The 12,935-nt window shown below is 42.0% G+C and carries 11 protein-coding genes and 1 riboswitch; of the genes, 3 read left to right on the forward strand and 8 right to left on the reverse strand.

Features of this window, described 5'->3' with window-relative positions:
• Positions 1–142: 142 nt before the first annotated feature.
• A riboswitch (cyclic di-GMP riboswitch) is annotated at positions 143–236 on the reverse strand.
• 367 nt (positions 237–603) lie between these two features.
• From ACP69X_RS14585 to ACP69X_RS14610, 6 genes are read right to left on the reverse strand one after another with little or no spacing between them, the layout of a single operon-like run.
• Positions 604–1,407, reverse strand: a complete 804-nt coding sequence (locus ACP69X_RS14585) for an ABC transporter permease (RefSeq protein ID WP_041089016.1) — start codon at positions 1,405–1,407, stop codon at positions 604–606.
• Positions 1,400–2,269 carry an ABC transporter permease gene (locus ACP69X_RS14590; RefSeq protein WP_041089014.1) on the reverse strand — a complete coding sequence of 290 codons (870 nt, stop codon included), beginning with the start codon at positions 2,267–2,269 and terminating at the stop codon, positions 1,400–1,402. Before ACP69X_RS14590 ends, ACP69X_RS14585 begins: the two co-directional genes overlap by 8 nt.
• Complete coding sequence (locus tag ACP69X_RS14595) at positions 2,269–3,360, reverse strand: ABC transporter ATP-binding protein (RefSeq protein ID WP_426052794.1); 1,092 nt, start codon at positions 3,358–3,360, stop codon at positions 2,269–2,271. Before ACP69X_RS14595 ends, ACP69X_RS14590 begins: the two co-directional genes overlap by 1 nt.
• An 8-nt stretch (positions 3,361–3,368) precedes the next feature.
• On the reverse strand, positions 3,369–4,454 hold the full coding sequence (locus tag ACP69X_RS14600) for an ABC transporter substrate-binding protein (RefSeq protein WP_073979740.1): 1,086 nt from the start codon (positions 4,452–4,454) through the stop codon (positions 3,369–3,371).
• Positions 4,451–6,439, reverse strand: coding sequence for a hydantoinase B/oxoprolinase family protein (locus ACP69X_RS14605; protein ID WP_426052795.1), 1,989 nt, complete (start codon positions 6,437–6,439; stop codon positions 4,451–4,453). The genes ACP69X_RS14600 and ACP69X_RS14605 overlap by 4 nt, the downstream gene beginning before the upstream one ends.
• Positions 6,429–8,498: a hydantoinase/oxoprolinase family protein gene (locus ACP69X_RS14610; RefSeq protein WP_426052796.1), complete on the reverse strand. Its 2,070-nt coding sequence runs from the start codon at positions 8,496–8,498 to the stop codon at positions 6,429–6,431. The genes ACP69X_RS14605 and ACP69X_RS14610 overlap by 11 nt, the downstream gene beginning before the upstream one ends.
• A 367-nt stretch (positions 8,499–8,865) precedes the next feature.
• On the opposite strand from ACP69X_RS14610, the gene ACP69X_RS14615 reads away from it, so the two are divergent.
• The 3 genes from ACP69X_RS14615 to ACP69X_RS14625 all read left to right on the forward strand — a co-directional run bounded on the left by ACP69X_RS14615 (position 8,866) and on the right by ACP69X_RS14625 (position 11,627).
• On the forward strand, positions 8,866–9,294 hold the full coding sequence (locus ACP69X_RS14615; protein ID WP_041089004.1) for a NucA/NucB deoxyribonuclease domain-containing protein: 429 nt from the start codon (positions 8,866–8,868) through the stop codon (positions 9,292–9,294).
• A 128-nt stretch (positions 9,295–9,422) separates the two neighbouring features.
• Positions 9,423–11,120 (forward strand): methyl-accepting chemotaxis protein, encoded by a 1,698-nt coding sequence (locus ACP69X_RS14620; RefSeq protein WP_426052797.1) that lies wholly within the window; start codon positions 9,423–9,425, stop codon positions 11,118–11,120.
• 120 nt (positions 11,121–11,240) lie between these two features.
• Positions 11,241–11,627, forward strand: coding sequence for a competence protein ComJ (locus ACP69X_RS14625; protein ID WP_041088999.1), 387 nt, complete (start codon positions 11,241–11,243; stop codon positions 11,625–11,627).
• 1 nt (position 11,628) lies between these two features.
• On the opposite strand, the gene ACP69X_RS14630 is transcribed toward ACP69X_RS14625, so the two are convergent.
• Together ACP69X_RS14630 and ACP69X_RS14635 are read right to left on the reverse strand one after the other, a co-directional pair.
• Entirely contained in the window at positions 11,629–12,435 is an 807-nt protein-coding gene (locus ACP69X_RS14630) for an aminoglycoside N(3)-acetyltransferase (protein WP_041088997.1), read from the reverse strand.
• Positions 12,436–12,463: 28 nt separating this feature from the next.
• A complete protein-coding gene (locus tag ACP69X_RS14635; protein WP_039176401.1) occupies positions 12,464–12,880 on the reverse strand; it encodes an Lrp/AsnC family transcriptional regulator in 417 nt (138 codons plus the stop codon).
• Positions 12,881–12,935: the final 55 nt, after the last annotated feature.

Raw genomic sequence — 12,935 nt, forward strand, 5'->3', positions numbered from 1 at the left:
TCATCCTCCGCCTCTTCTATGATTTCTCCACCAATTTCACCCTGCACCCTCTATATCAAAAGAACCAAGTCTATTTCATTAAAATAGACGCTTTACAGAAAAGGAGCCCACCCCGAATAAAACGGAGGGACTCCCATTTTCATTCGGTAGCCTGCCGACCTTAGCAAAAAAAGAAACATTTACCTTAGGACATGGCTTTGCGTCTCTATGTTTCCATAGATTTGCCTTTTTCTTCTTTTCTTTTAGATATTTTCTATTTACGTCCACTTTATATGAAAATATTGTTTTTTTCACCGAAAAATGGGTGTAAAGATTCATGCGTTATACCGAAGGGACGCCATGATAATTGACGATATTTACCGAAAATAACTAATAATAGTTGCGTTCAACCGAAAATAATCGACTAAATACCGCAAAAATTTCATATTTTCCCTTAAATTTTGAAAATATGACCGAAAATGTAGGATAGAGGTCTCCTTTCGTTCCCCGCAAATTCTTAAATCTTAAGAACTACATTCCCTAAAAAAATGAATTTTTTTACTGTAAAAACAACAAAAAAAGAGCTGTCATTTCAAATGACAACTCCTTGTTTCTTCATTATATTTACATCACCTTAGACAGACCAATCGTTTTTTCAATAATGAGCAGCGCAATGATAGAAATGATAATAAATATGACAGATATCGCATTGACACTTGGATCAAAGGTCTGCTCAATGTAATTAAAGGTCCTGACGGGAATTGTGATGGTTTGAGGAGAGGAAACGAACAAACTGATCGATATTTCTCCAAATGACGTCACAGCTGAAAACACCCCGCCTGCAATGATTCCCGGCTTAATCAAAGGCAATGTGACTCGAAAAAACGTGCGAATGGGTCCTGCACCAAGATTCATTGAAGCTAGCTCAAGCCGCGGATCTAAATTCGAAACACTCACGCCTACCGTGCGAACCACATAGGGAAAACCAATGATGACATGACCAATGACGAGCGCCCACAAAGACCCTGTAAAGCCCATAGCCGTAAACAAGTAAAGCATCGCAATCCCTAATACCACCTGAGGAATCATGAGAGGTGACAGAATGAAAGCTTGGACAGCCTCCTTTCCCTTAAAGGAAAGCCTTGCTAAAGCATACGAGGCCATTGTCCCTAAAAGAACCGTGAGAGGCGTCACGATGAATAGCAGAATCACACTGATCCGAAGCGATTCCATCCATTCTGGATTTGACACGACCTCATGAAACCAACGAACAGAGAACGAAGTCGGTGGAAATTCAGGAAAGGCATTTGGACTAAAAGCAGATAGAACGATCACAAGAACAGGAATGGTTAAAAAAAGATAAACCAATGACCCAGCAGTCCAAATCAGAATAGAAATCAAGCGATCACCTATTGACTTTTTACGCATGCATCCTCGCCTCCCAACGCTTCAATAAATAGCTTAATAGACTGACCACCACAAGCACACAAACCAATAATGTAAAGGACATAGCTGCAGCAAGAGGCAGGTTATACACCTGCATCACCTGCTGATAAATTGACAGCGGCAGCAGCGGCTGCATCCGTCCGCCGACTAACAGCGGAGTGATATAACTTCCTGCTGCCAGTGAGAAGACAATAATCGCGCCAGTCACCATACCTGGAATGGTCAGTGGTAAGGTGACATGAAAAAAGGTTCGAATCCGGCCAGCTCCAAGACTCATAGAAGCCGGTTTTAAGTGACGATCCATATCGGTTAAGCTTGTTGCGATCGGCAGTACTGCAAATGGCAGCATGACCTGGACATAGGCAATAATGACCGCATTCATATTCCACAGCATCGAGAGCGGCTTCTCAATCACATGTAAATCTAGTAACATACCATTGATCAGACCATTTTGCGAAAGAAGAACAATCCATGCAAACGTCCGAATCACAACACTTGTCAAAAGCGGCGACACAAGTAAGATATAGAAAAATGCCCGAAGACGCGGATTAGGTGCCTTAACGAGCACATATGCTGCTGGGTATGCCATCAATAAACAAATCACCGTTGTCTGTAAAGCCACCCACACAGTACTTCCAATCGCCTTTACATAAGCATCTGTCGTGAACACATGAATATATTGAGAAAAGCTATACGTTTGTAATGTATTCATCATCGAATCGACATCGCGAAAACTGAGAACGAGCATCATCACAAGCGGAGCTAGTAAAAATACAACAAGAAACAAACAGGCTGGCAGCAGCATAAACCAATGAAATCGTTGATTCATTTTCTTGATTCGCATCACGTATGCACCTTCGAATCTAAGAAAACGATATCCTCAGGCTGCCAATGGATATGGACGGTTTCTCCAACTTCAGGCAGCTCGGGAAATGCAGCATCAGAAGCATGGACAATGATTTCACCATTATCAAGCCCCACAACCAAACGTAATGAATGTCCAATATAACTCACATCTGACAGCGCGCCTGATACATGGTTTGGCTGAACTTTCTCTTTCTCAGAAGAGATGCTGATTCTTTCAGGACGCAGCATAAGCAGTTGCTTTTCCCTTTTCTCTTGATATGCCGCAGCCTGCAGCTGAAGATGCTGACCGTTTGAATGGGTTACATGCGGAACCGTAAATGCAGCATCAGCTTCATTGTACACGGCCTCAAAGATATTCACCTGTCCGATAAATTCAGCTACAAATCGATTGTTTGGCTGGCGGTACACCTCTAAAGGCGTCCCAATCTGCTGAATTCTACCCTCTCCTAAAATTCCAACTCGATCAGAAAGGCTTAAGGCCTCCTCTTGATCATGTGTCACAAGAATGGTTGTAATCCCGACATTTCTTTGAATATTTCGCAGCTCTGTCTGCATGTTTTTTCTTAGTTTGGCATCTAGGTTGCTGAGCGGTTCATCAAGAAGGAGAACAGACGGCTGAATCGCCAGCGCTCTTGCTATCGCTACCCGCTGCTGCTGACCACCGCTTAATTGGTGGGGCATCCGTTTCGCAAATGCCTCTAATTGAACAAGAGACAAGCTTTCCATCACTTTCTCTTTGATTTCCGCCTTCTTTTTCTTTTGAACCTTAAGCCCGTACGCCACATTATCAAATACAGTCAGATGCGGAAAGAGTGCATAGCTTTGAAAGACCATACCTGTTTTTCTTTGGTAAGGCGGCAAAGCTGTCACATCCTGATCACCAATATAGACGACGCCTTTTGTTGGTTCTAAAAAACCGCCAATGATGTTTAATAACGTTGATTTCCCGCAGCCGCTAGGACCAAGAAGGGAGAAAAACTCTCCCTCATTCACAGTAAGACTGACATCGTTGAGAGCAATCTGCTCACCGAAGTGCTGACTGATGTGTTCTAAATGAATTCCACTCATGCGATCACCTATTTTCCTCCGCCTAATACTTCGTTCCATCGATTTGTCCAATTGCCAAGCTCAGAGGTTGCTGTTTCATAATCTACCCAAGTCAGCTTGCTGTAATAATTTTCTCCAACTTTCACTTTCCCCTTAATCTTGTCATCGTATTTCACATCAGAATTCGACATGCCATAATAAGATTTTTCCGAGAAAGCCTCCTGAGCTTCTTTTCCACTCAAGTAGTTTAATAGTTTGTATGCCGCTTCTTCGTGCTGACTTCCCTTCGTTAAAGCCCAGCTCGCTACAGCTGCAACAGCGCCTTCTTTCGGATATGAGAAACCAATATCCATTCCTTCTTCTTCAAGTGCAAATACTCGCCCGTCCCAATACGGAACAGCTGCGACATCCCCACGTTCTAACAAGGTTTGAATCGATCCTGGGTTATCCGGAAAAGCAGCGACATGACCTTTTAGTTGCGCGAGACTTTTAAATGCTTTATCAATATCCTTAGGATTTGATTCTGTTCCCCCTTGTGCATGAACAAGTGCAGAGAAAAATTGCAAACCAGCTGAATAAGTCGGAGATGAAATGGCTACCTTCCCTTTCAGCTGACTGCTCCATAGATCAGTCCAGCTGTTTGGTTCCTGCTTGACGAGGTCTTTTCTATAAGCAATTCCAAGCTGCCCCATACTAAAGCCTGCTGCATATTGTTTTCCATTCACAGTCAGCTTCTTTTGGACAGAACGGTAAAGCTTTTTGACATTCGGCGCTTGATCTTCATCGATTGGCGCAAGAACGTTTGCTGCAATTCCTCTTTGAATCGTATCAGGCTGCAAGATAAGTAAGTCATATGGTGGATTTTTCCCATTTGACGCTTTTAATTTTGTAAACCATTCAGAATCCGCTCCAGAGACGGTCTGCACTTTAATTCCGGTATCTTTTTCAAACTTTTCAAGGATTGGTTTGATATTCTTTTCCCAATCGCCTCCATATACGCCAACAATCACAGTCTGCTGCTGTTTGCCTTGATCCTTTCCATTTCCACCACAAGCGGTCAGCAGTACAACGATGGATAGGATGCCTGCAACAATAGCGATTAATCTTCTTTTCATGATTCATTTCCCCCTTTTTGTCCATTCATTTGACGAAGTGCTTGAGTAATATCTTCCTTTGTTAACGGCTCATTTCTATGACTGAAATATTGATGAACTGCATGTTTATAGTGCGTACGTTCATTAGCCGGATAGGAACGCAGCTGAACGGCTAGCTCACTGCTGGCTTCGTCCGTCCATACTTTCTCATAAGCTGCTCTTTGCTCTCCAAAATCCCACACGTTAGTAGATACAGGATCATCAGCCTTTTCACGCACCCAGCTCGTCTGCTCCTCATCAATCTTCCATTCATTTTCGTCTAAATACACTTTAACACCATATTGCTGCAGCGCTCTTTCTTCACTTAATAGACCTGCTTCCACTTCCTGAAGGACTTTTTCTTTCTTTCTGGCAAATGGATTCCCCCAGCCGCCTCCACTTGGTGAAACCAATTGAACGATATCGCCTTTTTCAAGTCGCAGAACATCTATTTTGGGCTGGTCTTGTTTCTCACCGTTAGCTGTGATCAGCTTGACCTCACCAACTGCTCCTGCTCGGCCGCCCATTAAACCCCAAGGCTGAAACTTTATCCGTTCCATTCCTCGAGCTGTCACCATCGATTCAGGCTTCATCATTTCAAATTCCAAACCAATCGCATGTCCGCCTCGATTTTCACCAGCTCCACCTGTATTCGGCAGAAGCTCATATCGGTGAACATGAATATCAATATGCTGTTCCAAACTCTCAATTGGGGTATTCTTCAAAAAGCCTGACGAATGATCAATACCGTCCACTCCATCAGTACCATTTTGAGCACCTCCGCCTCCGCCTAATGGTTCGACAACGGACATTTTCCTGCCACTCGTTTGATCATCAGGTACAGAGAGAACAACAATGGCAGATTGACCTGCACCTGCTGCCGGTACTGCTTCAGGCAGCAGCTTACCAATCGCGCCTAGCACGACATTGTACAGCCTCATCGTAATCGAATGACGAATCCCGACAGAGGCCGGATATTCTGGATGCACAAGCGTTCCTTTAGGAGAGATCACGTCAATCGGATACGTTATTCCACCATTAATCGGTATAAAAGGATCCTTACTAATGATGTAATTAATCAACCCTTGATAAAGAAAGGAATGCTTCTGACCATTGGTAACAAGGTTAAAGGCTGTTTTTACTTGCGGGTCACACTCAGAAAAATCGAGCGTCAGCCGTTTCCCTTTGATCGTTAGCTTGATTTTTAACCGAATCGGGACGTCTGAGATCATATCATCATCTAAATAATCAGCAAATTCACTCGTTCCATCCGGTATAGCTTCAATGACCTTTCCAGCACGATCCTCGGCTTGCTTCAGCAAGTCTATCATTCCTTGTTTCACTTCGTTTTTTCCAAATTTCTCAATCATTTCTTTTAACCGAATATCTGCTGTATTAACTGCAGCAATCATCGCATTGATATCACCATCATTTAAATGACTTGCTCGGCTGTTAGCTCTTAAAAAGGTACGTACGACATGATTCTCTTTCCCGCCCTCATAAATTTTTACTGGCGGAATTCTTAATCCTTCTTGATGAACATCCGTTGCTGTGGGTGAAATACTCGAAGGCACAAGTCCACCCACATCACTGACATGAACAAAAGACCAAGCAAAGCTTACGATTTCACCATCTACAAAAATCGGCTTAATAATATGGACATCTGGCAGATGAGTTGCCAAACCATCTGTCGTATAAGGATCATTAGTGATGATAATGTCTCCCTGCTGCATCGGCCCGATTTCTTCAATCGCTTTTTTTAGACTCAGCCCTAAAAAGATCGTCACACCCACTGTCTTCGGATAAACAAAGAAATCTCCAGAAGGCGTGGCTAATGCTGTCGCAAAGTCAGCAGATTCTTTGACGAAGGTCGTAAATGACGTCCGTTCAATGACATGCCCCATACCTGATGCAATCGCATTAAAATAACTGCGCATCATCTCAAGCTTTGCTGGGTCAGTTCTCATGTAAAGCCGCCTCCTTTGAAATCACTAAGTTACCTGATGGATCAATGCTGCCTGTCCAGTTTGGCAAAATCAATGTTGTTGTATCATCCTGCTCAATAACGGCAGGCCCATTGATAATAGAGCCTACTGACAGCGTATCCCGGTTATAAACCGATGCTTTGTATTCTTTTTCTTCTATAAAAATTCGTCTATATTCATTTGGTTTCAAAGACTGTCCGCTGCTTTCATGAACAGGTGAAAAAGGCAGCGGAGGCGTCTCGCCTATGACTCGAACGCGTAAATGAGTAAACTCGATTCTTGCCTGATCATCCCTATGACCATATTGACGCTGATGCAATTTGTGAAAGGCTTCAATGAGTTGGTGGATGTCTTGTTCTTGCTTTAGCCAATTAATCGATAATGGCAATTCAATCTCAAATGCCTGCCCTTGATAACGTGCATCTGCTAATAAGAGAATGGATGTCTGATTGATATGCTGAATGTTCTGCTGGCTGACCCAATCAGTCGCTTTTCGTGACAGCTTCTCATAATCTTGTTTTAGTTGGTTGATCGAATAGTCTTGTAAACATATTTTCTTCGACAGCACCGCATCATGGATAAAATCAGCTGTTAAAGCACCTAACGCACATAATGTACCAGGACTTGGAGGAACAACTACATTTTTCGCATGAATTTCTCTCGCAAGGAAATTCGCCACAACCGGCCCTGCTCCGCCAAATGCCAACAAACTAAAATCTCTAGGGTCAAATCCTTGCTGCTCCATCACATTGCTTAATTCTGTGTACATATTGGCTACGGCTACTTGAATGAGCTGGTCAGCCGCCTCTTCAACCGTTTTGTTGAGCTGATCAGCAATTGGCTGAAAGGCCTTTTTCGCCGCAGACAGTTGTAATTGTAAATGTCCTCCGGCAAAACGTTCTTGATTGAGATAACCGCATATGAGAAACGCATCAGTTAAAGCTGCTTTTTCTCCCTTTCCATACGAAGCTGGTCCCGGGTTTGACCCAACTGATTCCGGTCCTGCTTTTAGAAGTCCGCCTTGATCAATCCATGCTATCGAACCTCCTCCTGCCCCTATTGAATACATCGCAACAGATGGAAGAATAATTGGGAAACCTGAAAGCTGATTCGATTGAGCCATTGTAGGCTGTCCATTTTGAATAATCGATATATCTGCACTCGTCCCCCCGACATCAAAAGTGATCAGGTTAGGTTCACTCGCTGATGCTGCAATTCTTGCCGCACCGATGACACCAGCTGCCGGACCAGAAAAGAGAGTCTTAACAGGCGAGGTTGCCGCACTTTCTGCATCCATTAAACCACCATTTGATTGTGTAATGTATGGAGAAATTGGTACACCTTCTTCCTTTAAACGGCTTTTCAATGTTTGCAAATACTGTTTCACCTTAGGTTGAATGTACAAATTAACAACAGACATCACTGTACGCTCGTATTCCCTCATTTGAGGCCATAATTCAGATGAGGTAAGGACTTCTAACTGTGGATAATGATGATTGATATAAGCTTTTGCCTGTAATTCATGAACTGGGTTTTGATAGCTATGTAAAAAAGAAATGACGATACCTGCTAGCTTTTTAGATATAACATGCTGGACTGCATCATCTAATTGCTGCAGATGGAGAGGTTTTTTGATCGTACCATCGTGTATCAACCTTTCAGAGATTGGATAAACATGCTTCCGTGGTATCAATGGTTCTGGCAAACGAGAATTGAAGTCATAAGGAATGGGTAGTCGTAAACGTTGAAGTGACAATATATCTTGAAATCCTTCTGTCACAAAAAGGGCTAGATCTGCTCCTTTTCGCTGCAATAATGTATTAAGACCGATTGTCATTCCGTGAACGAGGTATTGGATGTTGGATAAATCAACACCTCTTTTTTTTAGAAGATTTAACCCATTGATAATTCCTTGAGCAGGGTCATCAGTCACTGTGGGTGTCTTGAGTTCAGTCAGCTCCCCTGTTGCTTCATTTATCAGCGATAAATCAGTAAATGTTCCGCCTATGTCTATTCCGAGCCGGTATGAGACATCCGCCATTTGTACTCCCCTCCTACAATGTAATTAGAATCATATTTTGATAAATTACGACATTTTTTGATATTTGACTCCATATTATTAAAGCATATCGGTCTAGTCAATTTTATTTTTTTGAAATTTCTGTGTGTTAAATTCTTGAAATTAGCCAAAAAAGCAATGATAAAGCCATTTTGAATGAGCATATTCGTTTTCTGACTCACAAAATTAAAATTTTTATGATTTTCTACAAAAGTGAAAAGCAAGAAATTAAGTAAAATCCGTTTTTTGAATTTTAAAAGACGTTTTTTCAAAACCAGGAGAAATTGGTAAGTAATTCTGCTATACTTCTGTTTACAAAATAAACAAACAAGAAAGAGAGCCAGCATCTATGAAACTTCTTAAAATGATTCTCTTGCTTTTATTGATTGTTATTGGTGTAGCAACAGGCTATATCCAGCTGGAGCAAGGGAAACAAGAGACAGCGAATTCATCTTATGACAAAACGATTCATTTTCCATCAGACCGCTATCCCGAAACAGCCAAGCACATAGAAGAAGCCATTGATGAAGGTCATTCTTCCATTTGTACAATTGACCGTAAACATAGTGATGAGCAGAGAGATCGATCACTACATGGCATTCCAACAAAGCACGGGTATGACCGAGACGAATGGCCAATGGCGATGTGCAAAGAAGGAGGCAGTGGAGCTTCTGTCAAATATGTACGCCCTTCTGATAATAGAGGCGCAGGCTCGTGGGTAAGTCATCAATTATCGGATGATCCTGACGGCACAAGAATTCAATTTATCATCGATTAGCCCGCCTTTCCCTTTTCTATATTAAAAAAATTTTCACATGACTGCTTGCAAGTATTTTAAACACTTTTTTCATGCCGATAATCCTTAAGGAGGGATATCCTACCTTATACCTAAAGGAGTCAAAAAGCATGAAGAAAAAGGGAAAACTGAGGCTTGGTGCCAAAATTTTGCTGATCTTTTTAAGTGTCCTCATCATCTTTTCCGCAGTTGTTGGTTATGTGGTGAATCGCGAAATGACGGAAAACATCAAGCAAATGGCAACTGAAAAAGCAAAAGGTGATTTAAAGCTAGGCTACGCCTACCTAAATGAAAAAGTGGCAGGCTCGTGGCAGATAAAAGAGGACAAGCTATACAAAGGAAATACGCAAATCAATGATCATGACCAATTGGTTGATCAATTAGCCGAATATACCGGTGATACCATCACGATTTTCCAAGGAAATACCCGTGTTGCTACGAATGTCATGTTAAACGGGAAACGAGCTGTAGGTACAGAAGTCTCTCCTGAAGTGAAAACCACTGTTTTAGATAAAGGAGAACACTATTACGGCACAGCAAATGTTGCCGGGAAAGATTATCAAACGGCTTATATGCCGATCAAAAATGAAGCAGGCGAAACAATTGGTATTTTTTATACTGGCGCCAATCAAAGCATGATTTCACAAATGCTTCAGTCATTCTATATACAATTTGTCATCGTCCTTTTGTTAAGTCTGATCGTTTCGGCCATCATTATTTCTATTTTCACTAAACGGATTCAGGCACGTCTCAAGCATATCGCTTCTGCCATTAAGAGTGCAGGCGAAGGTCATTTAACCATCAATGTGACAGATACTGCCGGTGATGAATTGTCTGACCTTGCTGGTCATTTCAATAAGATGCGTGAAAAACTAAATCAAACCATTCTAAATGTCATGAACACGTCTGAAGCAGTGGCCACATCCTCTGAGCAGCTGTCAGCTAGCGCAGAAGAAACAAGTGCAGCATCAGAAAAAATCACCCACACGATCCAAGAAGTGGCACAATCTTCAGAAGAACAGTCAGCTCAAATGACAGCCAGTGAACACACGATGATTCAAGTATCAAACGAGCTGGCAAACATTACTGAAAATGCAGGACAAATGGCTTCAAGAAGTCACTCCGCACAAGAAATGGCCCAAAAAGGTGTACACGATATCGGTGAAGTTCATTCACAAATGACGTCTATTGCAAAATCAATTGAAGAAAACGGTACAGCAATTCAAGCATTGGAAACACGTTCAGCTGAAATTGATCATATTTCCAAAGTCATTACTGATATCGCCAGCCAGACAAACCTGCTTGCTCTTAATGCAGCAATCGAAGCAGCACGGGCAGGTGAGCATGGAAAAGGCTTTGCTGTTGTCGCAGACGAAGTGAGAAAGCTCGCTGAAGAATCTCAAGCATCATCAAACATGATTTCCCATCTCATTTCTGAAATACAAAAAGAGATGACTCATTCGACGAATGCCATCAAACGAGTAAGAGAGGAAGCGGCTCAAGGGGCTGTCCTTATCTCTCATACAGAGGAATCATTTCATGATATCCAGCAGTCCATGAGAGAAATGGCAGATGGCATTAAGCATTTATCGAGTGCATCACAAAAAATCGCAGCTTATACAAACGATGCGAAACAATCTTTTGCGTCTATTACAGAAGACGTTAAACGAACGAGTGAACATTCACAGCAAGTAGCCGGTTTAACAGAAGAACAATTTGCTGCAATGGAAGAAGTAACAGCTTCATCAGAAGCGCTTGCCCATTTAGCAGGAGATTTAAAAGCAATGGTCTCACAATTTCACATCTAGATCCCACAACAAATAGCGCAAGACGGCGACAATCGTCTTGCTGCCTAACTTTCTCCTCAAGAATGACTCTTTCAACCATTTACATTTCATCGAAAATCCATGAATAAAGGAGTTTTTTATATGAATCACTTAAATCAAGCCTATTCTCTATCTATCTCCTACCACCAAATCACGGTATACACCGGAAGCGAAACACCACCTGTCATTGATTGGACAGATGAGGACATTTTTCAAGGATTTGCAACTGGAGATCAAGGAGTTTCCTTTGAAGGAATCAATAATGGAAAGGCGTCTATTATTGTGACATTAAATAGCGATGAGCCCCAAGTCTCTATTGATAGAGCCATAACAGTGCCCTTTACGCATACAAGTGATCAAGTTTATATCACAAGCGTCATGGCTCATGTACTGTCTTTCTCCATTCCAAAAGGAGACTATCAGCTTACCTGCTATACCTCACAGCAGCCTGATCAAGACGTTTATTATGTAAATTTCCAAACAGTGTAGATTACGACTGATCGTATAAATCAAGCCACTTTTCCGCATAGTCTACCGATTCTCTCACTGGCAATAAATATGAACTGGCAAGTCCGATTTGATTGTGCTGATGGAGGCCTCCTGATTGCAGAAAATCACGGCCAATCTGTTCAAATAGTTCTTCTCTTGTGATGATATCTTGGTACTCTTTCCATACCCTCCACCCATTTTCTAAAATAGGGGCTCCTCTTGTCATGAGGTCCTGCTGAGGGATTCGGTATTCAGCTAGATGAAAAGCTGTCATGCTCTCAAATGTTGTACCAAGCAGCAGCACTTGAGCATGAAGATCATACATACGGCCAAGAGGTGAATGCTCTCCTAATCCGAAGGAAAGTGCATGGTGTTTCAGAATTTCATGTTTTCTTTTCCCCCAGGCTGTGAATGAAAAATGAGGATGATTGCTTCTCGCCACGCCTGGGTATTTCCAAAATGTTTCCGCTACCTTTCCCATTGCTGTTGGCGTCGTGTAGGCTGGGTCAAATGCGGGCATTGTTTCTTTGATCGATTTCCACCATGAATAAGGAACAGGCGGATCAATCCAATCGGCAGGATCAGAAAGCTCTAACGTTTGTGCCGGCATAATCAGTGTCCCCTCTTCTGTTAAGGTTTCCATCAATGCTTGTATGACGGCTACAGCACCTCCGTTTACCCAGCCGATGGATGATAAAGATGAGTGAACACATAAAATCATGCCCTTTTTCACACCAAGTTGTTCCAAGTCTGCTTTGATTCTTTCCTTTGTCATCGGTTCAGCTTGATTTTCTATTAATTTTTGCATCGTTCTTTTTCCTCCTGCGTCTCTTCGATTATTGATGAATGAGACGTTTAACCGCAATAGACAGTTTGTAATTTGCGTAATTTGTCAGCTCCGTTAAAAACTGATCAAGCTCATCATGACTCGAGAAATGTCCTTCAGCCATATAACAGCCCTCACCACTTATTTTGAACAAATTCTTGATTTCTTCCTTTTCATAGAGAAACGACAGAAGTGGTTCATGATGATGACTACGGGTATAGAGCTGCAAAAATGTTTGAATCGTCTTTTGCGTCTGCCAATCAATTGAAATGGTATATGCTTCGATCACGCCTTCTTCTTCTAGCTTTAACACCCGATTTGCAACAGCTTGGCCGGTTAAATGAACTTTTTCACCTAGAGCTTTCATCGTTAATCGGCTATTCTTTGATAGTTCTTTTAAAATATTCATATCTGTTTGGTCTAGCATTGGCTCACCTCTTTCAAAAATCAAGCCCTTCCGATAAAAGACTTTCATGATCCTC

Origin of the sequence: Bacillus sp. DC4300-2b2 (assembly GCF_049895685.1) — a bacterium.
GTDB lineage: Bacteria > Bacillota > Bacilli > Bacillales > Bacillaceae > Bacillus > Bacillus safensis.